The organism is Sphingomonas sp. Sph1(2015) (assembly GCF_001970915.1).
Classification (GTDB): domain Bacteria; phylum Pseudomonadota; class Alphaproteobacteria; order Sphingomonadales; family Sphingomonadaceae; genus Sphingomonas; species Sphingomonas parapaucimobilis.
Genome location: NZ_MQUI01000022.1, coordinates 37934 through 59132 on the forward strand (window position 1 = coordinate 37934; position 21199 = coordinate 59132).

The 21199-nt window shown below is 66.2% G+C and carries 22 protein-coding genes; 12 read left to right on the forward strand and 10 right to left on the reverse strand.

Annotated features, from left to right (window positions below; translation table 11 throughout):
- Positions 1–60: 60 nt before the first annotated feature.
- On the reverse strand, positions 61–735 hold the full coding sequence (locus BSZ14_RS10655) for an MBL fold metallo-hydrolase (protein ID WP_042488290.1): 675 nt from the start codon (positions 733–735) through the stop codon (positions 61–63).
- Positions 736–802: 67 nt separating this feature from the next.
- Here BSZ14_RS10655 and pabB point away from each other — a divergent pair, with 67 nt between their 5' ends.
- From pabB to msrA, 3 genes are all read left to right on the forward strand, one after another.
- Positions 803–2566, forward strand: a complete 1764-nt coding sequence (gene pabB / locus BSZ14_RS10660; protein ID WP_241823724.1) for an aminodeoxychorismate synthase component I — start codon at positions 803–805, stop codon at positions 2564–2566.
- Between the two features lie 54 nt (positions 2567–2620).
- Positions 2621–3820, forward strand: coding sequence for a pyridoxal phosphate-dependent aminotransferase (locus tag BSZ14_RS10665; protein ID WP_076710898.1), 1200 nt, complete (start codon positions 2621–2623; stop codon positions 3818–3820).
- Between the two features lie 601 nt (positions 3821–4421).
- The gene (msrA, locus tag BSZ14_RS10670) at positions 4422–5087 is read left to right on the forward strand and encodes a peptide-methionine (S)-S-oxide reductase MsrA (protein WP_076710899.1); all 666 of its coding nucleotides are present in this window, start codon (positions 4422–4424) and stop codon (positions 5085–5087) included.
- A gap of 142 nt (positions 5088–5229) precedes the next feature.
- Here the strand turns inward: msrA and BSZ14_RS10675 are convergent, their stop codons facing one another.
- Positions 5230–6162, reverse strand: coding sequence for an ABC transporter ATP-binding protein (locus BSZ14_RS10675; RefSeq protein WP_076710900.1), 933 nt, complete (start codon positions 6160–6162; stop codon positions 5230–5232).
- A gap of 98 nt (positions 6163–6260) precedes the next feature.
- On the opposite strand from BSZ14_RS10675, the gene BSZ14_RS10680 reads away from it, so the two are divergent.
- From BSZ14_RS10680 to BSZ14_RS10695, 4 genes are all read left to right on the forward strand, one after another.
- On the forward strand, positions 6261–6494 hold the full coding sequence (locus BSZ14_RS10680; protein WP_042488299.1) for a zinc-finger domain-containing protein: 234 nt from the start codon (positions 6261–6263) through the stop codon (positions 6492–6494).
- A 219-nt stretch (positions 6495–6713) separates the two neighbouring features.
- Complete coding sequence (tldD, locus tag BSZ14_RS10685) at positions 6714–8144, forward strand: metalloprotease TldD (RefSeq protein ID WP_076710901.1); 1431 nt, start codon at positions 6714–6716, stop codon at positions 8142–8144.
- Positions 8145–8445: 301 nt separating this feature from the next.
- Positions 8446–8784: a P-II family nitrogen regulator gene (locus BSZ14_RS10690; protein ID WP_042488306.1), complete on the forward strand. Its 339-nt coding sequence runs from the start codon at positions 8446–8448 to the stop codon at positions 8782–8784.
- A 16-nt stretch (positions 8785–8800) separates the two neighbouring features.
- A complete protein-coding gene (locus BSZ14_RS10695) occupies positions 8801–10168 on the forward strand; it encodes an ammonium transporter (RefSeq protein ID WP_042488309.1) in 1368 nt (455 codons plus the stop codon).
- 437 nt (positions 10169–10605) lie between these two features.
- Here BSZ14_RS10695 and BSZ14_RS19650 read toward each other — a convergent pair whose 3' ends face one another.
- Positions 10606–10971, reverse strand: a complete 366-nt coding sequence (locus tag BSZ14_RS19650) for an EF-hand domain-containing protein (RefSeq protein WP_042488312.1) — start codon at positions 10969–10971, stop codon at positions 10606–10608.
- A 147-nt stretch (positions 10972–11118) separates the two neighbouring features.
- On the opposite strand from BSZ14_RS19650, the gene BSZ14_RS10705 reads away from it, so the two are divergent.
- Positions 11119–12339, forward strand: coding sequence for an argininosuccinate synthase (locus tag BSZ14_RS10705; RefSeq protein ID WP_076710902.1), 1221 nt, complete (start codon positions 11119–11121; stop codon positions 12337–12339).
- Here the strand turns inward: BSZ14_RS10705 and BSZ14_RS10710 are convergent.
- Positions 12287–13483, reverse strand: a complete 1197-nt coding sequence (locus tag BSZ14_RS10710; RefSeq protein ID WP_076710903.1) for a glycosyltransferase family 87 protein — start codon at positions 13481–13483, stop codon at positions 12287–12289. The two genes, BSZ14_RS10705 and BSZ14_RS10710, sit on opposite strands and share 53 nt — an antisense overlap.
- 109 nt (positions 13484–13592) lie before the next feature.
- Here BSZ14_RS10710 and BSZ14_RS10715 point away from each other — a divergent pair, with 109 nt between their 5' ends.
- A complete protein-coding gene (locus tag BSZ14_RS10715; RefSeq protein WP_076710904.1) occupies positions 13593–15257 on the forward strand; it encodes a hypothetical protein in 1665 nt (554 codons plus the stop codon).
- 53 nt (positions 15258–15310) lie between these two features.
- Here the strand turns inward: BSZ14_RS10715 and BSZ14_RS10720 are convergent, their stop codons facing one another.
- The 4 genes from BSZ14_RS10720 to BSZ14_RS10735 all read right to left on the reverse strand — a co-directional run bounded on the left by BSZ14_RS10720 (position 15311) and on the right by BSZ14_RS10735 (position 18038).
- On the reverse strand, positions 15311–16441 hold the full coding sequence (locus BSZ14_RS10720; RefSeq protein WP_076710905.1) for a GNAT family N-acetyltransferase: 1131 nt from the start codon (positions 16439–16441) through the stop codon (positions 15311–15313).
- A gap of 224 nt (positions 16442–16665) precedes the next feature.
- Positions 16666–17127: a RidA family protein gene (locus tag BSZ14_RS10725; protein ID WP_076710906.1), complete on the reverse strand. Its 462-nt coding sequence runs from the start codon at positions 17125–17127 to the stop codon at positions 16666–16668.
- 33 nt (positions 17128–17160) lie between these two features.
- The gene (locus BSZ14_RS10730; protein ID WP_076710907.1) at positions 17161–17799 is read right to left on the reverse strand and encodes a hypothetical protein; all 639 of its coding nucleotides are present in this window, start codon (positions 17797–17799) and stop codon (positions 17161–17163) included.
- On the reverse strand, positions 17796–18038 hold the full coding sequence (locus BSZ14_RS10735) for a DUF3572 family protein (protein WP_089413629.1): 243 nt from the start codon (positions 18036–18038) through the stop codon (positions 17796–17798). Before BSZ14_RS10735 ends, BSZ14_RS10730 begins: the two co-directional genes overlap by 4 nt.
- A gap of 64 nt (positions 18039–18102) precedes the next feature.
- Between BSZ14_RS10735 and BSZ14_RS10740 the strand changes: the two genes are divergently transcribed.
- Positions 18103–18465 (forward strand): response regulator, encoded by a 363-nt coding sequence (locus tag BSZ14_RS10740; RefSeq protein WP_042488334.1) that lies wholly within the window; start codon positions 18103–18105, stop codon positions 18463–18465.
- Between the two features lie 618 nt (positions 18466–19083).
- On the opposite strand, the gene BSZ14_RS10745 is transcribed toward BSZ14_RS10740, so the two are convergent.
- On the reverse strand, positions 19084–19746 hold the full coding sequence (locus BSZ14_RS10745) for an acyloxyacyl hydrolase (protein WP_083748209.1): 663 nt from the start codon (positions 19744–19746) through the stop codon (positions 19084–19086).
- Positions 19747–19880: 134 nt separating this feature from the next.
- Here BSZ14_RS10745 and BSZ14_RS10750 point away from each other — a divergent pair, with 134 nt between their 5' ends.
- Together BSZ14_RS10750 and BSZ14_RS10755 are read left to right on the forward strand one after the other, a co-directional pair.
- Positions 19881–20462: a hypothetical protein gene (locus tag BSZ14_RS10750; RefSeq protein WP_076710908.1), complete on the forward strand. Its 582-nt coding sequence runs from the start codon at positions 19881–19883 to the stop codon at positions 20460–20462.
- Positions 20462–20698: a helix-turn-helix domain-containing protein gene (locus BSZ14_RS10755; protein WP_076710909.1), complete on the forward strand. Its 237-nt coding sequence runs from the start codon at positions 20462–20464 to the stop codon at positions 20696–20698. The genes BSZ14_RS10750 and BSZ14_RS10755 overlap by 1 nt, the downstream gene beginning before the upstream one ends.
- A 99-nt stretch (positions 20699–20797) precedes the next feature.
- Here the strand turns inward: BSZ14_RS10755 and BSZ14_RS10760 are convergent.
- Positions 20798–21199, reverse strand: a 402-nt coding sequence (locus tag BSZ14_RS10760; protein WP_206744338.1) for a DUF5946 family protein, incomplete at its 5' end; no start/stop codon positions are given.

Genomic DNA, 21199 nt, shown 5'->3' on the forward strand with positions numbered 1-21199 from the left:
GTTTAGGCCCAGCCCCTACATCCGTTCAGGCTGAGCGAAGTCGAAGCCCACGCGAAACCCTCACCCCAGGCCCAGAACCCGGTCCGCGACGAACGCATTGCTCTGCCGCTCATGCCCGAAGGTGCTGGGCTGGCCATGGCCCGGAATGAACGCGGTCTCGTTCCCCAGCGGCCACAGCTTTTCGACGATCGAGCGGATCAGCGTGTCGTGATCCCCGCCGGGCAGGTCGGATCGCCCGACCGATCCCTGGAACAGCACGTCGCCGACCAGCGCGAAATGCGAGGGCGCGTGGTGGAAGATCACATGGCCGCGCGTATGGCCCGGCGTCTCGTACACATCCAGGGTCAGGTCGCCGATCGTCACCGTGTCGCCCTCCGACAGCCAGCGGGTCGGCTCCAGCACCTGGGCGGGGATGCCGTAAGCCTGGCCATCCTCGTCCAGCCGCGCGAGCCAGAACCGATCCTCTTCCTGCGGCCCCTCGACGGGCACCGACAAGGCGTCGGCCAGTTCCTTGGCGCCGCCCGCATGGTCGATATGGCCATGGGTCAGCAGGATCTTCTCGACCGTCACCCCGGTCTTGGCGATGGCGTCATGGATACGCGGCAGGTCGCCGCCGGGATCGACCACCGCCGCCTTCATCGTCGCGGTGCACCACACGATCGAACAATTCTGCTGAAGCGGGGTGACGGGCACGATCGCGGCCCGGAGCGGCGGGTTCTGGGGAGCACTGGTCATACCCCGGCGATAAGGGCTGGGACGGCCCGGGCCAATCGATACTTGCATGGGGGGGCAGGCGACGTGCATGGATCGTCATTCCATGGTGCGTCCCCCTCCTCCTTTCGTCCTGCTCGACGACGCCCGTGACGGGGGAGCGGCGGCGCGTCTCTATGCGCGGCCGGTCGGCATCGTCACCACGCACCGGGTAGAGGAGGTTCGGGCGGCACTCGACGCCTTGCGCACGGCGCGGGCAAAGGGCCTCGAGGCGGTCGGCTATCTGGCCTATGAGGCGGGCGTGGCGTTCGAGTCCGGCGTGCCGCCCCGCGCGATCGGCGGTCCGCTTCTTTGGTTCGGCCTGTTCGAGGGATATGAGGCCGTCACGCCGGAGTCGCTGCTTCCCGATCCCGCAGGGGGCTGGATCGGCGAGATGGTGCCCGAACTGGACGCCGCGCGCCATGCCGAGCAGTTCGCCGCCGTCCAGGCGCTGATCGCGGCGGGCGACCTGTATCAGGTGAACCAGACCTTCCGTGCGACCGCCCCCGTGCTCGGCGATCCGCTGGCGCTGTATGCGGGCCTGCGCGCCCGGTCGCGGGCGGGCTGGGGCGCGGTGGTGGCGACCGGCGAGGCGACGATCCTGTCGCTGTCCCCCGAACTCTTCTTTGCGCTCGAAGGGGGCAGGCTGACCGCCCGGCCGATGAAGGGCACCGCACGGCGCGAGGACGATCCCGCCGCCGATGCGCGCGCGGCGCAAGGCTTGCGCGACGATCCCAAGCAGCGCGCCGAAAATCTGATGATCGTCGACCTGATGCGCAACGACCTGTCGCGGGTCGCGCGGGCGGGCAGCGTCGCGGTGCCCGAGCTGTTCGCGGTCGAACCCTATCCGACGGTGCATCAGATGGTGTCGACCGTCACCGCCGATCTGGCCGAGGGGCGTGACGCGCTGGACGTGCTGGCGGCGCTCTTTCCCTGCGGCTCGATCACCGGCGCGCCCAAGATCCGCGCGATGCAGGCGATCGCCGACATCGAGGACTCGCCGCGCGGCCTCTATACCGGCGCGATCGGGCGGCTGGACGCGAATGGCGACGCGATGTTCAACGTCGCGATCCGCACCCTGGTCTGGCCCGAGGGCGAAACCCGCGCGACGCTGGGCATCGGCTCCGGCGTCGTCGCCGACTCGGTGGCGGCGGACGAATGGGACGAATGCCTGGCCAAGGCGGCGTTCCTGGCCGGGGGGTGGCCGGACCTCGACCTGATCGAGACCATGGCCTTCGATCCGCTCGAGGGCATCCAGCATCTGGAGGCGCATCTGGCGCGGATGAAGGCGAGCGCCATCGCGCTGGGCTTCACGTTTAATCGGCATGATGCGCGCAACGAACTGCAGGCGGCGACCTTCCGCCTGCGCGATGCCCGGCGCGTTCGGCTGTTGCTGGCGCGGAGCGGCGCTTTGGTGGTCGAGGTCGGGCCTGCGCCCGCCCGCTTCGATGGCGTCATGCCGGTGCGGGTCGTGCCGCTGCCCGTCTCGCCGCTTGACCTGCGGCTGCGGCACAAGACCAGCGCGCGCGGCTTTTACGATGCGGCGCGGGCGGCGGCGGGGGCCGGGGAAGTGGTGTTCGAGACGCCCGACGGCCTGTTGACCGAGGGCAGCTATACCTCGCTGTTCGTGCCGCGCGGCGATGTGCTGGTGACGCCGCCGCTGTCGCTCGGGCTGCTGCCCGGCGTGCTTCGTGCGCATCTGATCGAGGCTGGCCGTGCGATCGAGGGCACGCTCACCCGCGCCGACCTGCAAGACGGATTCTTGCTTGGCAATGCGCTTCGCGGATTGTTTCGTGCGGAGATGGTTGCGGATTGAGCTGCTGACGGTCTAAGGGCCACGCGCAATCTCCTGACGCAAAGGTTCCGTTTCATGCAGCCCTCCGCCGCGCTCGGCCGTATCAGCCCGTCCCCCACGCTCGCCATCACCAGCCGCGTGATGGAGCTGAAGCGCGCTGGCGTCGACGTGATCGGGCTGGGCGCAGGCGAGCCGGACTTTGACACGCCGGACTTCGTGAAAGAGGCGGCGATCCAGGCGATCCGCGACGGCAAGACGAAGTACACGAACGTCGACGGCACGCCCGAGCTGAAGGCGGCGATCGCGGCCAAGTTCGCGCGCGACAACGGCCTGACCTACAAGGCCGACCAGATCAGCGTGAATGTCGGCGGGAAGCACACCCTGTTCAACGCGATGGTCGCGACGATCGACGCAGGGGACGAAGTGGTGATCCCCGCGCCCTATTGGGTCAGCTACCCGGACGTCGTCCAGTTTGCGGGCGGCGTGCCGGTGATCGTGAAGGCCGGACCCGAACAGGGCTACAAGCTGACCCCCGAGGCGCTCGACGCGGCGATCACGCCCAAGACCAAGTGGGTCATCCTCAACTCGCCGTCCAACCCGACCGGCGCGGGCTATACCGCCGACGAACTGAAGGCGCTGGGCGAGGTGATCCTGCGCCATCCGCATGTCTGGGTCTTTGCCGACGATATGTACGAGCATATCGTCTATGACGGCTTCCGCTTCGCCACCATCGCGCAGGTCTGCCCCGAACTCTACGAGCGCACGCTGACCGTGAACGGCTGTTCCAAGGCCTATGCCATGACCGGCTGGCGCATCGGCTATGCGGGCGGCGCGCCCTGGCTGATCAAGGCGATCGCCAAGCTCCAGTCGCAGTCGACCTCCAACCCCTGTTCGATCGCGCAGGCGGCGGCGACCGCGGCATTGACCGGCGACCAGAGCTTCCTCGCCGAGCGCAATCTGGCGTTCCAGGCGCGGCGTGACATGGTGGTGGCGATGCTCAATGAGATCGAGGGCATGACCTGCCCGACGCCGGAGGGCGCCTTCTATGTCTATCCGTCTTTCGCGCCGCTGATCGGCAAGTCGACGCCCTCGGGCCGGTTGATCGACAGCGACGAGGCCTTTGTCGGCTATCTGCTCGACGATGCGAAGGTGGCGGCGGTGCAGGGCGCAGCGTTCGGCCTCTCGCCCGCGATGCGAATCAGCTATGCGACCTCGGACGCGCTGCTCAAGGAAGCCTGCACCCGCATCCAGACGGCCTGCGCCGCGCTGAAATAATTTGCCGCTCAAGCGGTCGCGAAAGCCAGTCAGTCCGGCCAAGATGCCGGATTGGCTGGCTTTTTCATGGGTCTATATGCGGTGCAGCAATAAGGCTTAACTGTGGCATGAACGACACGTCCACGTGCCGTTAATGCAGCGTTTCTATAAACGCCATTGTCGGAACGGCGCCGATCGACCAGATGGCGCCCGGATGATCGCTCGCCCCACCGGGGAGTGACCCGCTAAGACAGGTGAAGTGACGATGCGTGCCCTCCTCAAGTCCAGTTTCGTGTGGCAGTTCGCCGGCGGATTTGCGCTGGGAGCCCTGGGTCTCGTGGTCCTCCACCCCGCCGAAGCGCCCAGCCGTTACGGTTCGGCGCCGGTTGAGGCGGTTCGCTAAGGGGCTTCTTGGCGGGATGATTCCCGTGGCCTTCGACTTCGCTCAGGCGGAACGGAGGTGGGGAAAGGCTTAATAGCACCACCGCCGTTCAGGCTGAGCCCTTCGGCTGGCTGGCAAGCCAGCCGCTCAGGATAAACTTCGACGCAGCGCGTCGAAGTCGAAGCCCACGCACCGACGTTGGCCACTAGCCGAACCTCAAAAACACCCCATATCCCAGCGATGCGCAATAGCCTCTGCATCGCCCTGGCCGCGACCGCATTCGGAGCGGTCGCCCTGTCCTCATTCCCCGCCAGCGCGGAACGCGCGGTGCCTTTACCCAGGGCAGCGGTCGACGTGCCCGCGTCGTCCCGCCCGCAGGTGGCTGTGCTCGCAGGCGGCTGTTTCTGGGGCATGGAGGCGGTGTTCGAGCGGGTGAAGGGCGTGCGTTCGGTAACGGCGGGCTATGCAGGCGGCCGCCGCGAGGATGCGAACTATTCCGCCGTCTCGACCGAGCGGACCGGCCATGCCGAGGCGATCCGCATCACCTATGACCCGCGCCAAGTCTCCTACGCCACGCTGCTGCGCGTCTATTTCGCGATCGCGCATGATCCGACCCAGGTCGGTGGCCAAGGCCCCGATCGCGGTCCCAGCTATCGCTCGGCGATCTTCGCCCAGTCGCCCGAACAGGCGAAGGTCGCGCGCGACTATATCGCCCAGCTGACCCGCGCCCATGCCTTCGCCAAGCCGATCACGACCCGGATCGAGCAGGGCGGCTTCTTCCCGGCCGAGGCCGAGCATCAGGATTTCTACGACCGCAACCCGACCTATCCGTACATCGTCCGCTGGGACAAACCCAAGGTCGCGGGCTTCCGCGCGGGCTTCCCGGACCTCGCGCGGGCGGGGTGAGCTTCAAATTCCTCCCCGGCACGGGGAGGGGGACCATCCGCAGGATGGTGGAGGGGGATCGCCTCAAGGGGTGTCCGTTGTGGAAGCCCCCCTCCGTCAGCGCTTCGCGCTGCCACCTCCCCGTACCGGGGAGGAGTAATCCTCAGACGCTCACGCTCCGCGTCAGCGACAGGAACACGTCTTCCAGATCGGCTTCCTTGGTCGAGACGTCGACGATACCATACCCGTCCGCCTGCACCGCCGCGAGCACCTGGCCCGCATTCACCTTGTCCTTGGCATAGGTGATTTCCAGCGTGCGGCTGCCCTTCAGGACGATCTTGCCGAAGCTGGTATGGTCGGGCACCGCGGCCACGTCGCGGTCCACCGTCACCGCGACGATCTTTTCCTGCGCCTTGCCGACCAGTTCGCGGGTCGGTTCGTTGGCGACCAGGCGACCATGGTTGATGATCGCGATCCGGTCGCACAGCTCCTCGGCCTCCTCCAGATAGTGGGTGGTCAGCACCACCGTCACGCCCTGATCGTTGAGCGAGCGAACATAGGCCCAGAGCTGCTGGCGAAGCTCGATATCCACGCCTGCCGTCGGTTCGTCGAGCACCAGCACGGGCGGCGAATGGACCATCGCCTTGGCGACCATCAGGCGGCGCTTCATGCCGCCCGACAGGGTGCGCGAATAGGCGTTCGCCTTGTCCTCCAGATGGACGGCGCGCAGCAATTCCATCGAGCGGCGCTGCGCCTTGGGCACGCCGTACAGCCCGCCCTGGATTTCCAGCGTCTCCAGCGGCGTGAAGAAGGGGTCGAACAGGATCTCCTGGTTGACGATGCCGATCGAGGCCTTGGCGTTGCGCGGATGCTGGTCGATGTCGAAGCCCCAGATCGACGCCGATCCTTCGGTCTTCATCACCAGCCCGGCCAGGATGTTGATGAGCGTCGATTTCCCTGCGCCGTTCGGCCCCAGCAGCCCGAAGATCTGGCCCCTCGGCACGTCGAAGCTGACCCCGTCGAGCGCGCGCTTGCCGCCCTGATAGGTCTTGGCGATGCCCTGGATCGAAATGGCGGCTTCTGTGCTGGCGGTCATGGGCGTAGCGATAGGCCCGTGCGCGGGACAGGCCAAGCCGGTTTTGCCGCTCTTTGGGTAATTGCACGCGAGGCCACGCCTTGCTATCGCGCGAGCCTATGTTGCCGCCGCCCGAAACCACCCGCGTCACCCAGACCCGCGTCGCTTGCGACGGTGCCACCGACATTCCCGGCGGCGCTGCCCTCGGCCATCCGCGCGTGTGGTTGCAGATCGACGAGACCGGCTATGTCGATTGCGGCTACTGCGATCGCCGTTTCGTGCTGATCGGCGGTCCGGCGGATGGGGCGGATCAGGCGCAGCTTCCCGATCATGGGGATGGCGCCGGGCGCTAAACCCCAACGCGAATGAGACTCGCGCCCCTCCCGCAAGCGGGAGGGGATGGGGGAGGGAAAGCCACGGGCGTTGGTCTCGGTGAGACTCCGTGCCCTCCCCAAACCCCTCCCGCCTGCGGGAGGGGCTCAAGAAGAGGGAACCCCGCCTGCGGGAGGGGAGAAGAAGGGGTAGCGCGGCTTGGAGTTTCAAACCTCGGCCGGGCATCCTATATCCCCAAGATGACCGCCACCGACCCCCGCTCGTTCCTGTATCGCGACACGCTGGACCCGGACGCGGCGTTGCGCCTCACCGCCAACGCCCTGTCGCGGGCGGACGATGGCGAACTCTATCTGCAATATAAGCGGTCCGAGGCATTCGGCTTCGACGACGGGCGGCTGAAGACGGCCAGCTACGACACGCACTCCGGCTTCGGCCTGCGCGCGGTGTCGGGCGAGATGACCGCCTTTGCCCACGCCAACGAGCTGTCCGAGGCCGCGATCCAGCGCGCCGCACAGACCATGGCGCTGATCGACCCGGCGAAGGGTGCCGCCGCGCCTCCGCCGCAGGGGACCAACCGACACCTCTACACCGCGACCGATCCGCTCGATCTGATCCCGTTCGCGGATAAGGTGTCGCTCTGCCAGACGATCGACGCCGCCGCCCGCGCGCGTGACCCGCGCGTCGTGCAGGTGTCGGTCGGCCTGTCTGGCAGCTGGAGCGTGGTCGAGATCGTCCGCGCCGACGGCTTCGTCGCCACCGATGTCCGCCCGCTCGTGCGGCTGAACATATCGGTCGTCGTCGAGCAGAATGGGCGGCGCGAGACGGGCAGCTTCGGCATTGGCGGGCGTTACCTGTACGACCGGCTGGTCGCGCGCGAGACATGGGAGCGCGGCATCGACGTCGCGTTGGCGCAGGCGCTGGTCAATCTCGACTCGGTCGCCGCGCCTGCGGGCGAGATGACCGTGCTGCTCGGGCCGGGCTGGCCCGGCGTGCTGCTGCACGAGGCGATCGGGCACGGGTTGGAGGGTGATTTCAACCGCAAGGGCACCTCGGCCTTTTCGGGCCGCATCGGCGAGCGGGTCGCCGCGCCCGGCGTCACCGTGGTCGATGACGGGAGCCTCGCCGACCGGCGCGGCTCGCTGTCGATCGATGACGAGGGCACGCCGACGCGCGAGGTCGTGCTGATCGAGGACGGTATCCTCAAGGGCTATATGCAGGACCGGCTCAACGCCCGGCTGATGGGCGTCGCGCCGACCGGCAATGGCCGGCGCGAGAGCTTCGCCCATGCGCCGATGCCGCGCATGACCAACACCTTCATGAAGGGCGGGCAGGACGATCCCGCCGAGCTGTTGTCGCGCGTCAAGAACGGCATCTTCGCCAAGTCGTTCGGCGGCGGGCAGGTCGATATCGTGTCGGGCAAGTTCGTCTTCTCCTGCACCGAGGCGTACCGGATCGAGAACGGCAAGCTGGGCGCGCCGATCAAGGGCGCGACGCTGATCGGTGACGGGCCGAGCGTGCTGACCCGGGTGAAGGGCATCGGCAACGACTTTGCGCTGGACGAGGGCGTCGGCGTCTGCGGCAAGGGCGGGCAGAGCGTACCCGCCGGCGTCGGCCAGCCGACGCTGCTGGTCGAGGGGCTGACCGTCGGCGGGACGGCGCTGGCGGCGTAACTTAAAGTCCTCCCCTGTAAGGGGAGGGGGACCGCCGCGAAGCGGTGGTGGAGGGGGCGTGCCGCGAGGGCTGTCCTTTGGGGAAGTCCCCCTCCGTCAGCACTGGGTGCTGCCACCTCCCCTTGCAGGGGAGGATTGAATGCCCAAAAATCGGGCAGATCAGACCGAATGCCTAAAAATTGATGCAGGTCGGTGCGCCATTCCTACCGCACCGCACCATACCGATCCCGTAAAAGTAACAAAAACGTAAACTGGCACGCCCCTTGCGGGGTGGTCCCTCGGGTAATCAAAGGGGGCGCAGGTGAAGCTGATCATCGCTATCATCAAGCCGTTCAAGCTCGACGAGGTGCGCGAGGCGCTGACCACCTTGGGCGTGGCGGGCATGACGGTGACCGAGGTGAAGGGGTTCGGGCGGCAGAAGGGCCAGACCGAAATCTATCGCGGGGCCGAATACAGCACCAACATGGTGCCCAAGATCAAGATCGAGGTCGTCTGCGCGTCCGAGATTGCCGACCGCGTCGTCGAATCGATTCAGGCCGCCGCCAACACCGGCGCGATCGGTGACGGCAAGATCTTCATGCTCGATGTCGGCCAGGCCGTGCGCATCCGCACCGGCGAAACCGACGAATCGGCGCTCTGAGCAAGGGGGGATTTCGATGAAGCATGTCACCAAACTCGCGAGCGGTGCGGCGGGCCTCGGCCTGACTCTGTTCGCCGCGCTGCCCGCCTGGGCGCAGGACGCCGCCGCGCTCCAGTCGCCCGCCACCGCCGCGCCCGCCGCGACGGTGAACAAGGGCGACACCGCCTGGATGCTCACCTCGACCGTGCTGGTCATGATGATGATCCTGCCGGGCCTTGCGCTGTTCTATGGCGGTCTGACCCGCGCGAAGAACATGCTGTCCACCATGACGCAGATCGGCGCGGCCGCGTGCCTCGCGATGCTGATCTGGGTGATGTACGGCTATAGCCTGGCCTTCGGGCCGGACGTGTCGGGGGGCGCGTCCAACTTCATCGCCGGGCTGGGCAAGGCCTTCCTGAAGGGCGTCACGCCCGCCAGCCAGGCGGCGACCTTCACCGCAGGCGTCGAAATCCCCGAATATGTCTTCATCTGTTTCCAGATGACCTTCGCCGCGATCACCGCCGCGCTGGTACTGGGATCGGTGGTCGAGCGGATGAAGTTTTCGGCCGTGATGGCCTTCGTCGCCGTCTGGCTGACCATCGTCTACTTCCCGATCGCACATATGGTGTGGGCGTCCTCGGGCCTGTTCTTCAAGGCGGGCGCGCTCGACTTCGCAGGGGGCACCGTGGTGCATATCAACGCCGGGGTCTCGGCGCTGGTCGCCTCGCTGATCCTGGGCAAGCGCATGGGTTATCCGACCACGCCGATGCCGCCGCACTCGCTGACGCTGACCGGGGTCGGCACGGGCCTGCTGTGGGTCGGCTGGTTCGGGTTCAATGCGGGTTCGGCGCTGGAGGCCAATGGCTCGGCGGGTCTGGCGATGATCAACACCTTCGTCGCGACGGCCTCGGGCGGTCTGTTCTGGATGCTCGCCGAGCGTCTGGCGGGGCACAAGGGTTCGGCGCTGGGCTTCTGCTCGGGCATCGTCGCGGGTCTGGTCGCGGTCACCCCGGCGGCGGGCAATTCGGGTCCGTTCGGCGCGATCGTGCTGGGCGCCATCGCCAGCGTGGTCTGCTTCTATGCGGTCTCGGTCCTCAAGCCCAAGCTCGGCTATGACGATGCGCTCGACGCCTTCGGTGTCCATGGCATCGGCGGCATGATCGGCGCGATCGGCACGGCGGTGGTCTATGCCCCCTCGCTGGGCGGGCCGGGTGCGGCGGATTACGCCATGGGCCAGAAGCTGCTGGTCCAGCTCGGCGCGGTCGCCACGACCATCGTCTGGGCCACCATCGGCACCGTCATCGCCATGTATGTCGCCAAGGCGATCACCGGCCTGCGCGTCTCGAAGGAAGTCGAGCAGGAAGGCCTCGACCTCGGCGAGCACGGCGAGCGCGCCTATAACTGATCGGGAGCGGGGGCACGCAGAACCCCCGCACCCCACGACGTTCCTCCTGCGGACGACCTAAGCCCGGTGCGGCAACGCACCGGGCCTTTTTTGCGTGTGGGGAGGGAGGAATTCCCGACCTGCGTTCAGCGGGAGATGAAACCCAACCTCCGTTCGCACTGAGCGAAGTCGAAGTGCACGGGACTCGCTCGCCGATAGGGTGGGGCGTGGCCTTCGACTTCGCTCAGGCTGAACGGCGGTGGAGGAAGGGTCGGAGTATAGGGGAGGCGCGCCGTCCCATAGCGCATGATGAGATCGGCTTGATCCACCCCTCCCCTTCAGGGGAGGGGCCGGGGGTGGGGCGTTTCCGCAAACACCGGACCTGTGGCGAAGCCCCACCCCAACCCCTCCCCTGAAGGGGAGGGGCTAGGCTCGGTTCGATCCCATGTCATCATGCTCTACCGCCCCTTCGGACCCGCCGCCTGCGCCTGCGCCGCCTTGGCCGCCTCATATTCGTCGAAGGTGCGCGACAGCAGCGCCTGGGCTTCGGCCTCGGTCACCTTGCCGTCCTTGTTGGCGTCTGCCTTGTCGAACCACAGGTCGGTCAGCCGCTGGGCATGGACCGCGTCGATCTGCTTCTTGCCATTGCCCATCTTCATGATCGCGGCCTTGACCTCGGCCTTGGTCAGCACGCCGTCGTGGTTGGTGTCGCGCGCCTTGAACTCGCGCGAGAATTTCGCGGCGGCCGACGCGCGGGTGTCCTGCGCCAGGGCGGGGACGGACAGCGTCGTGGCAATCAGGCCGGCGACGAGGAAACGGGTCATGCGGCAAACTCCTGAACGGATCATCCCGGCCGCTCCTGACGGCCTTTGGCTGTCGCCGCAATGAACGAACCCAAGCGAAGGTTGCGTGGGGGCGCGACAGCGCATAGGGCGCGGGGCAAATCCATCCCCTCTTCGAAGGACTTTGCCATGAGCGAAGATATCAAGCGCGTCGTCCTCGCCTATTCGGGCGGCCTCGACACCAGCGTCATCCTCAAGTGGTTGCAGCAGCATTACAACTGCGAGGTCGTGACCTTCACCGCCGATCTGGGCCAGGGCGAAGAGCTGGAGCCCGCGCGCAAGAAGGCCGAGATGGCGGGCGTGAAGCCCGAACATATCTTCATCGACGACCTGCGCGAGGAGTTCGTCAAGGATTACGTCTTCCCGATGATGCGCGCCAATGCGCTGTACGAGGGCACGTATCTGCTGGGCACCTCGATCGCGCGGCCGCTGATCGCCAAGCGCCAGATCGAGATCGCCAAGATGGTGAACGCCGACGCGGTCAGCCACGGCGCGACCGGCAAGGGCAACGACCAGGTCCGTTTCGAGCTGGGCTATTATGCGCTGAACCCCGACATCAAGGTCATCGCGCCGTGGCGCGAATGGGACCTGACCAGCCGCACCAAGCTGATCGAATTCGCCGAGGCGCACCAGATCCCGGTGTCGAAGGACAAGCGCGGCGAGGCGCCCTTCTCGACCGACGCGAACCTGCTGCACACCTCGTCCGAGGGCAAGGTGCTGGAGAATCCGTGGGATGAGGTGCCGGATTACGTCTATTCGCGCACCGTCAACCCGGAAGACGCGCCCGACCAGCCCGAGACGATCACCATCGATTTCGAGCGGGGCGACGGCGTCGCGCTGAACGGCGAGGCATGCTCGCCCGCGACGCTGCTGACCAAGCTGAACGAGCTGGGCCGCAAGCACGGCATCGGCCGCCTCGACCTGGTCGAGAACCGCTTCGTCGGCATGAAGAGCCGCGGCATGTACGAGACGCCGGGCGGCACCATCTATGCGCTGGCGCATCGCGGCATCGAGCAGATCACGCTCGACCGGGGTGCCGCGCACCTGAAGGACGAGCTGGCGCCGCGTTATGCCGAGCTGGTCTATAACGGCTTCTGGTTCTCGCCGGAGCGCGAGATGCTGCAGGCCGCCGTCAATTACAGCCAGGAGAAGGTGACCGGCACCGTCCGCCTGAAGCTGTACAAGGGCCAGGCGATCGTCACCGGCCGCAAGTCGCCCTATTCGCTCTATTCGGAAAAGGTCGTCACCTTCGAGGACGATCAGGGCGCCTATGACCAGCGCGACGCAGCGGGCTTCATCAAGCTGAACGCACTGCGCCTGCGCCTGCTGGGACGTCGCGACCGCGACTGATCTGCCGTCGCAGTTCGACGGCAAAGAGTGCGATCAGTGCGATCGGCGTCAGGGGGACGCCGATCGCACTGGCCACCATCCCCCATTGCGGGGTCAGGAAGGCGGTCAGTGCGACCGCCTTTTCCATGGGCGAGGCATCGGGACGGCCATAGGCGACCAGTGCCGCCAGCATGACGACCGTCAGGTCATAGTTGAACGCATAGGGGAGCAGCACGAACGTTCCCGTCGCGGCCAGCAGCGCCAGTGCGGCGGGTGGTGCTCCACGCACCGTCGCGATCGTCACGCCGATGGCGATCCCGACCATCGCCATACCCTGGAGCCCATAGGCGATGGCGGCGGGCACATGCTGGCGCAGCAGCGCGCTGGCGAGCGACGTCGCCATAAGCCCGTAAAATTCCTGCCCCGGATCGATCATCCGCGCCTGCACGCCCGAGGTGACGGTCAGATACCGCGTCCACAGATCGGGACCGAAGGCGAGCGTGCTGAAGAGGACCAGCAACCCGACCGTCAGCGCCGCCGTCGCCACGGTGCGCCAGTCGCCGCGCAGCAACAGGATGATCGGCACCAGCACCGCGACATGCGGCTTGAGCGCCATCAGCCCGAAACAGACCCCCGCCCGGCGCGGCCGCTCCGGCAGCCAGTGCCAGCCCGCCAGAAACAGCGCGCCGATCAGGAACCCGAAATGTCCGGCCCAGATGTTCATCAGCGCCGCCGGGGTCAGCAACAGCAGCCAGCGCATCCCGCCCTCGGGCAGCCAGGGCCGCGCCGCCAGCGCGAAAAGCGCTCCGGTCCCGGCCAGCCACAGCAGCAGCGCCGCGTGATAGGGCAATAGCGCGAAGGGAATGTCGAGGAACAGCGCGATCGGCGGATAGGAATAATTGTGGCTGCCGATCGTCCCATATAGGGCATGTTCGGCGCCCCGATAGCGTTCGATATCGTAAAGGATGTCGAGCTGGCCGTTCAACGCCAGCGTGCCACCCGTCCAGACATTGGCGAAATCTCGGCCCCACATTTCCGACAGGCCGATCATGCCGTGATGCGCGCTTTTGACGTCGAGGATGAAGAGCATCAGGACGATCAGGCTGCCGAACACCCAGATGATGGGGGCGGGCAGAAGCAGGGGAGAGGCGGGGCGAGCGTCCATGCCCTGTCGATAGGGCCGATCGATTGAGGAACGGTTGATACGCCGCCGGACCCGCCGTCCATCGCGTTCGTCTTGTCCAAGCCCCCTTCCATCCGCTAGGCCGACCGGCATGAATGGGGGAAAGCTCAACTGGTGGCAGACGCGGTGGTTCGTGGCGGCGATGGCGCTGCTCGCCGCCGTGCCGCTGCTCTGGCCCGCCGTGCCGCCGCTGGTCGACCTGCCGGGGCATATGGGGCGGTATCGCGTCCAGCTGGAATATGCGAACCAGCCCTGGCTGGCGCATTGGTATCGCTTCGAATGGCAGATGATCGGCAATCTGGGCATCGACCTGCTGGTCGAACCGCTCGCGCCGATCTTCGGGCTGGAGCTGGCGGTCAAGCTGATCGTCATCGCCATTCCGGTGCTGACCGTCACCGGCCTGTTGTGGATCGCGCGCGAGGTGCAGGGGCGCATTCCGGCCACCGCGCTGTTCGCGCTGCCGCTGGCCTATAGCTATCCGTTCCAGTTCGGCTTCGTGAACTTCGCGCTGGCGATGGCGCTGGCGCTGAACCTGTTCGGCCTGTGGCTGCGCATGGGGCGGCTGGGCGCGGTGCGGTTGCGCGCCATCATCTTCGTGCCGCTGTCCTGCCTGCTTTGGGTGGCACACACCTTCGGCTGGGGCGTGCTGGGCGTGCTGGCCTTCTCGGCAGAGCTGATTCGCCAGCACGACATCCGCCGGGCCAAGGGCGCGCGCGGGGTGCGGGGCTGGGCCGAGTCGGCCTTCCATGCCGGGCTGGGCTGTATCCCGCTGGCGCTGCCCATGGTGCTGATGGTGCTGTGGCGTTCGGGCGCGGACGTGACCGGCAAGACCGGCGACTGGTTCAACTGGCGCTGGAAGATCAACTGGATCACGATGGTGCTGCGCGATCGCTGGATGGCGTTCGACCTCGCCTCGGTCACGGTGCTGTTCCTCGTCCTGCTCAAGGGCGTGCGCGACGAGCGGGTCGAATATTCGCGCAACCTGGTGCTGTCGGCGGCCTTCCTGTTCGTCGTCTATCTGCTGCTGCCGCGCGTCGTCTTCGGATCGGCCTATGCCGATATGCGGCTGGCCCCCTATGTGCTGGCCATCGCGCTGATCGCGCTGCGCCCCCGACGCGGGCTGTCGCTGCGCGGGGCCTCGACGCTGGCGATCGTGGGGCTGCTGTTCTTCGTCGTGCGGATCGGCGCGACCACGATCAGCTATGTAATGTACAGCAACGATTATGACCGGGTGCTGACCGCGCTCGATCATGTGCCGCCGCGCGCACGGTTGCTGACCTTCGTCGGCCGTCAATATTGCGCCGATGTCTGGCCCTCCAGCCGGCTGGAGCATGTCGCGGGCCTCGCGCTGGAGAGGAAGCTCGCTTACGCCAACGACCAATGGTCGATGGCGGGCGGGCAGTTGCTGACCGTGCGCTATGCCCCCGCCAAGCGGTTCGCGCATGACCCGTCGGAGATCGTGACCCAGCGGCGCTGTCGCGGGCAATGGTGGCGTCCGGTCGAAACCGCGCTGAAGCTGATGCCGCGCGACGCGTTCGACTATGTCTGGCTGGTCCATGCGCCACGCTATGACGAGGCGCTGACCCGCGGGCTGACGCCGATCTGGCGCGAAGGCGACAGCGTTCTCTACCGGATCGACGATCGCCGCCCGATCATCGACCCGGCGGCCTATGAACTGCTCAGCCGTCCGTCGCCCGATGAGGATAAGCGGGCACCCGCGCGTCGCAAGGCGACCCCCGACAAGGACGATAATTAAGGCAGTATGACATGAGAGGCTCCCCTACCCTTAAAGGGGGGCTTTCGCCTTGATTACCCCCGCCGGAACGGGGTGAGTTCGCCCAGATATTCGCTTTCCGCCTCGATCGCCTGACGCTCGCGGTCCACGAACTCGGCGACGGCGCGGCGGAAGGCGGGGTGCGGGATGTAATGCGCCGAGAATGTCGGCACGGGGACGTAACCCCGCGCCAGCTTGTGCTCGCCCTGCGCCCCCGCTTCCACCGTCGTCAGCCCGCGCGCGATGGCCGCGTCGATCGCCTGGTAATAGCATAGCTCGAAATGGAGGAAGGGCACCTCCTCGGTCGCGCCCCAATAGCGACCGTAGAGCGTATCCTCGCCGATCAGGTTGAGCGCGCCCGCGATCGGCACCCCGTCGCGCATCGCCAGGATCAGCAGCACCTTGTCGCCCAGTTGCTCGCCGATCCGGTCGAAGGCGGCACGGGTCAGATAGGGCTGGCCCCATTTGCGGCTGCCCGTATCCTGATAAAAGACCCAGAAGGCATCCCAATGCTCGGGGCCAATCTGGTCGCCGCTCAGGTGGCGGATGGTCAGCCCTTCGACGGCGGCGGTGCGCTCCTTGCGGATCGCCTTGCGCTTGCGGCTGGCGAGCGCGTCGAGGAAGTCGTCGAAGCTGCGATAGCCGTCATTGCGCCAGTGGAACTGCACCCCCTCGCGGATCAGCCAGCCCGCCGCCTCGAAATAGGGCAGCTGGTCGGGCGCGACGAAGGTGACATGCGCGGAGGACAGTTCGTTCTGGTCGGTCACCGCCTCGATCGCCGCGATCAGCGCGGGGGCGAGCGCGGGGTCGCGCAGCAGCAGCCGGGGACCTGGGACCGGCGAGAAGGGCGCGGCGATCTGGAGCTTGGGGTAATAGCGTCCCCCGGCGCGCTCCCAGGCGTCGGCCCAGCCATGGTCGAAGACATATTCGCCCTGGCTGTGCGCCTTCAGATACGCAGGCGCGATCGCGGCGGGCTGTCCGTCGGGGCCGTCGATGACGATGGGGGCGGGTGTCCAGCCGGACCGGCCGCCGACGCTGTGCGATGTCTCCAGCGCGGTCAGGAAGGCATGGGAGACGAACGGATTGGCCGTGCCCGCACAAGCGTCCCACTGATCGGGGGACAGGGCGGCGATGCCGGACAGGATACGCGCGACGGCGGTGGTCATCGCGGTGGGATATGCGGTGCGGGGCAGGGTGGGACAAGGGGGGGAGCGGTTTGCGAGGTGTTCGCTTGTGGCTTTCCCTCCCCCATCCCCTCCCGCTTGCGGGAGGGGAGCGGCTAGAAGTTAACGAGGAATTCCACCACCAGCCAAACAACACGCCCCTCCCGCAGGCGGGAGGGGATGGGGGAGGGCAGGGCCGCGAGCTACGTACTCACGGACTTTCCCAGTTACGCCAGCTCGACGATCGCATCCACTTCGACCGCAGCCCCCAGCGGCAGCACCGGCACGCCGACCGCCGAGCGCGCATGGCGCCCGGCATCGCCGAACAGCGACACCATCAGCTCCGACGCGCCATTGGCGACCTTGGGCTGGTCGGTGAAGTCGGCGGTCGAATTGACGAACACGCCCAGCTTCACGATCCGCTTCACGCGGGACAGGTCGCCGATATATTTCTTGATCTGCGCGACCAGCATCAGGCCGCACGCCTGCGCCGCCTTCTGCCCGTCCTCCAGCGAGACGCCGTCGCCCAGCCGTCCGGTGACGAGCTGGCCGTCGATAAAGGGCAGCTGGCCCGAAATGTGGAGAAGCCCGCCCGCCTCGACGACGGGGACATAGGCGGCGACGGGGGCGGCAGCCTCCGGCAGGGTGAGGCCGAGCTGCTCGAGCGCGCGATCGATATGCGTGGTCATGGGGCCAGACATGGCGCGCCGGCCCCGTTCAGGTCAAGCGCCCGGTCGGTTCGGGGCGGGCTGGCCTTCGTCGAAACGCGCGACGATCCAGGCTTCCGCCTCGCGCCAGTCGTCGATCCGGGCATGGGCCTCGGGCGCGGGGGCGATATGCGGGGCCATTTCGGGCTCCGAAACCATGTGCAGCCGGTGGACCTGCGGCGCGTGGGTAGCGACCGAGGCGTGATGCTGGGCCAGGTCGTCGACGAAGACGGTGACAGGGTTGCCGTGATCGGCGACCAGCTTTGCGACCGGCGCGCCCTTCGGCCCCGAATTGCACTGGACCCGGTGATGGATGCCGAATCGCGCCAGCTGCTCGATGCGGGGCGTGCGGCATTCCTCGATCAGGTTGGTCAGGACCACGATATCGGCACGGGCCGCCAGTGCCGCCAGCGCCTCGGCGGCGTGGGGTACCAGCGTCTGGCGATCCATCTGGCCGGGGAAGAAACCGTGCAGCAGGTCCCAGGCCTCTTCCTGGGTGGGCGCGGGGCCGCCGCTCCGCCGGGTCAGCGATCCGAAGAAATCATGCCGGTCGAGCGCGAAGTCCATGTCATGCGCCTCGTCCAGCCAGTCGCGGAAATGGCGGACCATATGGACGAGCACCTCGTCGCAGTCGCAGATCAGCAGCGGCTTCATGCGGCCTCCAGCACCCGGCGCGCGGCGACCAGCGCCTCGGGGCGGACGCCTAGCGAATCGGCGCATTCGATCAGGTCGGCCTCATGTCCCTCCAGGAACGACAGGATCGCGGCCAGCACGCCGGGCTCGCCCGCCCCGCCGCGCAGTTCCTCGACCGACAGGCCGGTCAGCGCGAGCAGCCGCTCGGCACGCGACGGGCTTTGCAGCGTCCATATGAGCGCCTGCAGCGCCAGGGCCATATCGGCTTCGATTGTATCCGGTCCGGGCATTGCCTATCGTGTCCGTCGTAATGGTGGAGACCGCGTGACAAGAAAGGTGCTCGTTGTCGAGGACAACGAACTCAATCTGAAACTCTTCTGCGACCTGCTGCGCGTGCACGGCTTCATCGCCGAGCCGGTGCGCGACGGGCGCGAAGCGGTGGCGCGTGCGCGCGAGGTCCAGCCCGACCTCATCATCATGGACATCCAGATGCCGCATGTGACCGGCTATGAACTGATCCTGGAGCTGAAGGCGGACGAGGAACTGCGGCGGATTCCGGTGATGGCGGTGACCGCCTATGCAGGTCGCGACGACGAAGACCGAATCCGCGCGGCGGGGGCGGATTCCTACGTGTCCAAGCCGATCAGCCTGATGCGCTTCATGGAGGCGGTGAACGCGTTGTTGTGAGGCGCTCCCACGCCGTCCGCGACGTTCCTCAACCTCCGCTCGCGCCGTTCGCACTGAGCGAAGTCGAAGTGCACGCCCCGAACCTATGCCGCGAGCGCTATCCCGTGGCCTTCGACTTCGCTCAGGCTGAACGGAGGTAGGGAGTAGCGGAACGTTGCCTGTTGCTGGGAAGCCGACATTCCGCTTAGGGGAATAATGCCCCATGGCCGACGCTGCGCCATCCCTCCTTTCCCGCAAAGGATGGTGAATTGGGAAAGGCAGCGCGTTCTCAGAATCTAGCAAACCATGCTTGCTACCGACTTTTAATGTCCGTTCCCGATCGCCACTGCGCTCCTCGGGCAACCAGCGCATCCATTGTCGGCGCCATGCAGGCGCGCGCATCTTCTCGCGATTGAACCTTGGGAGCGCAGGTGAGTGCCGCATCACATACAATACCGTCGAGAGAGGGGTCGCCGCTCCGGCGTTTGATAATGCAGCGGTAGGCGTCCGTTTTCTTATCGTGCTTGATCGACACGCTAAGGCGCCTCAGCCGTTCGATACGCCTGGCAGTGACAACGATTTCGTCTTCCGCCACAACGGATGGTTTCGACTGGAGGACGAAGAGGGTAGCAAGAAGGATCATCGGCGCGACCCCAGCGCACGCACGATCCGTAAGCCGACATTATCGATGCCGGGATTTGTCTCGCTGAAGATTTGGCGGTGGCTGAAATGCTCCCACGCCAGTTCGATCGCCCAGCGCCGGTCGAGGCGCACGCCCAGCGAAGCGTTAGGATTGAACAAGACTCGCGAGCCGAACGAAGTGCGTCGCCGATAAATGTCGTACCGTCGCCATGCCTCATCGCGTGACAAGCCGGGAGCGAACGGATCGGGCGTGAAGCGGTAGCCGTCGATCACGGTCACGCCGATGCCGATCTGACCATAAACCCGGCCATGAAAGACATGCTGGCGCCACTCCGCACCGACACTGGCAAAACTGGTTCGGCCTGCGGTGCTGATCTGTAGCTTGGCCGCAAGCCGCGGCTTGAGCAACATCTGGAACGGCGCAGTGCGACCAGCGAGCTGGATGTCGACCGTCCCATCCTCCTCCGCACCCTCAACCAGCACACCGGGAGGGGTGCGAGGGAAGAACAGCCGCTCCCCAAGTGGATGGAAGTTCGCACCATGCTCAAAAACGCCGACCGCTATTTCCGGTCGACCTCCCGGCTCCGGCGATCCAACCTGCTGCTGGCCCACTGCGGCCGACGGCAAGAACAGCCATCCCAATAACGCCGAACGCTTCATCTGCCGCCCCCTTCGCGTGTCCTTGCCGAGAAGGACCTCCCATGATGTAATGGCAGAAATAGTTTTCGTAAAACAGAAAGTCATAGCTGTTGGACAGATATACGCTGTCGCGTGGTAAACGCGCTGCCGTGCGGATGATCGCGCTGCTCTTCTTCGCGCTGGGGACCATTGAGGTCGCGGAGATGCCCTTACCGCTAGCGGCGCCTGGCTACATCAATTGGGGCTGGAGCCCGAGTGAAGGCGTGACCGGCCAACCAGAAGCGATGCTGCCGGAGGCTGCCCGGTTCAGGCTCGCGGCCGATCCAGAGATCAAGATGCGCTACATCCAGCGGCTTGAAACGCCCGAGGTCCGAGTCTTTCACTTCCTTTTGTCCCTGCTGATCGACGTCCCCGTGATTGTCATCCTCTGGGGAATGGGGATGGCGCTTTGGCGATCAACGCGACTGGTGCCCGGCGCAGTAGAATCGGGCTTGCCGTGGTTGATGGCAGTGGGCTGGGCCTGTGTCGCCGTCGCGCTCGGTCTGCCAATCACCGATGGCTTTCGGACGGGGTTGCTGCTGCGAGACGTGCTGCCAGGTCATGGCGTCTTTTGGTATGATCCCGACAACTTCGGCCTGACGGAAATCATGTTGCTGATCGCTGCGGGCATCCTCGCGGCGACATGGACGATCTCGGCGGGGCTCAGAGCGCGCGCGGACATGGCTGAAATCGTCTGATGCCGGTGATCGTCAATCTCGACGTTATGCTCGCCCGACGCAAGGTCCGCTCTAAGGAGTTGGCCGAGGCAATCGGCATCACCGAGTCGAACCTGTCGCTACTCAAATCCGGCAAGGTGAAAGGCGTGCGGTTCTCGACGCTGGCCGCGATCTGCCACTACCTCAATTGCGAACCGGGCGATCTGCTTGGCTATGAGCGATCCGACAAGGACGCGTCCGTTGGCACTGATCCTTAGAAGGCAATTTGATCGCCTTCCCAAAAAGGAACGGCCATCGAGACGACCGGGGCATTCCCATTGGGATCGAATATCGGGAAAGGGGTGATCGTAGTGCGATCAGAACCCTATCCGATTGAGAAGCTCCTTGGTTGGCTGATTTAGATCGCTCCAAGCTTCATAGGCGCAATGCGCCCAATCACTCACCAAAGCGGCATGGTTGTCGATTGGCCGAGCGATCACATCGGCGTGAGTAACCGCAAATCGCTCGGGGATCGTCGGCAAGGGCGGGAAACTACCCCCCGCCAACTTCTGCATGACGGGCGGGATATCTGCGAGCGGACGTTTACGCTCGAAAGCTAATTGGAGGGCCGCATAATGCACCCACACCGACTGTAAGCGCTGTTGCGCGGTCACCTTGCTGATGGCGGCATAACCGGGGACGGATTGGCCTTTCTGGATAGCAGCAAGGCCTACAGCCATGACGATGTCATGTGACGATACTGGCACGAGGCCGGTTCG

Coding starts and splice junctions, on each gene's coding strand:
- BSZ14_RS10735 (WP_089413629.1), bottom strand. CDS start 18,038: ATGGCCCTGGCGCTGCAGGCGCTCATATGGACGCTGCAAAGCCCGTCG.
- BSZ14_RS10705 (WP_076710902.1), top strand. CDS start 11,119: ATGAGCGAAGATATCAAGCGCGTCGTCCTCGCCTATTCGGGCGGCCTC.
- BSZ14_RS19650 (WP_042488312.1), bottom strand. CDS start 10,971: ATGACCCGTTTCCTCGTCGCCGGCCTGATTGCCACGACGCTGTCCGTC.
- BSZ14_RS10655 (WP_042488290.1), bottom strand. CDS start 735: ATGACCAGTGCTCCCCAGAACCCGCCGCTCCGGGCCGCGATCGTGCCC.
- msrA (WP_076710899.1), top strand. CDS start 4,422: ATGCGCAATAGCCTCTGCATCGCCCTGGCCGCGACCGCATTCGGAGCG.
- BSZ14_RS10745 (WP_083748209.1), bottom strand. CDS start 19,746: ATGAAGCGTTCGGCGTTATTGGGATGGCTGTTCTTGCCGTCGGCCGCA.
- BSZ14_RS10720 (WP_076710905.1), bottom strand. CDS start 16,441: ATGACCACCGCCGTCGCGCGTATCCTGTCCGGCATCGCCGCCCTGTCC.
- BSZ14_RS10695 (WP_042488309.1), top strand. CDS start 8,801: ATGAAGCATGTCACCAAACTCGCGAGCGGTGCGGCGGGCCTCGGCCTG.
- BSZ14_RS10715 (WP_076710904.1), top strand. CDS start 13,593: ATGAATGGGGGAAAGCTCAACTGGTGGCAGACGCGGTGGTTCGTGGCG.
- BSZ14_RS10675 (WP_076710900.1), bottom strand. CDS start 6,162: ATGACCGCCAGCACAGAAGCCGCCATTTCGATCCAGGGCATCGCCAAG.
- BSZ14_RS10725 (WP_076710906.1), bottom strand. CDS start 17,127: ATGACCACGCATATCGATCGCGCGCTCGAGCAGCTCGGCCTCACCCTG.
- pabB (WP_241823724.1), top strand. CDS start 803: ATGGATCGTCATTCCATGGTGCGTCCCCCTCCTCCTTTCGTCCTGCTC.
- BSZ14_RS10665 (WP_076710898.1), top strand. CDS start 2,621: ATGCAGCCCTCCGCCGCGCTCGGCCGTATCAGCCCGTCCCCCACGCTC.
- BSZ14_RS10750 (WP_076710908.1), top strand. CDS start 19,881: ATGATCGCGCTGCTCTTCTTCGCGCTGGGGACCATTGAGGTCGCGGAG.
- BSZ14_RS10755 (WP_076710909.1), top strand. CDS start 20,462: ATGCCGGTGATCGTCAATCTCGACGTTATGCTCGCCCGACGCAAGGTC.
- tldD (WP_076710901.1), top strand. CDS start 6,714: ATGACCGCCACCGACCCCCGCTCGTTCCTGTATCGCGACACGCTGGAC.
- BSZ14_RS10710 (WP_076710903.1), bottom strand. CDS start 13,483: ATGGACGCTCGCCCCGCCTCTCCCCTGCTTCTGCCCGCCCCCATCATC.
- BSZ14_RS10730 (WP_076710907.1), bottom strand. CDS start 17,799: ATGAAGCCGCTGCTGATCTGCGACTGCGACGAGGTGCTCGTCCATATG.
- BSZ14_RS10680 (WP_042488299.1), top strand. CDS start 6,261: ATGTTGCCGCCGCCCGAAACCACCCGCGTCACCCAGACCCGCGTCGCT.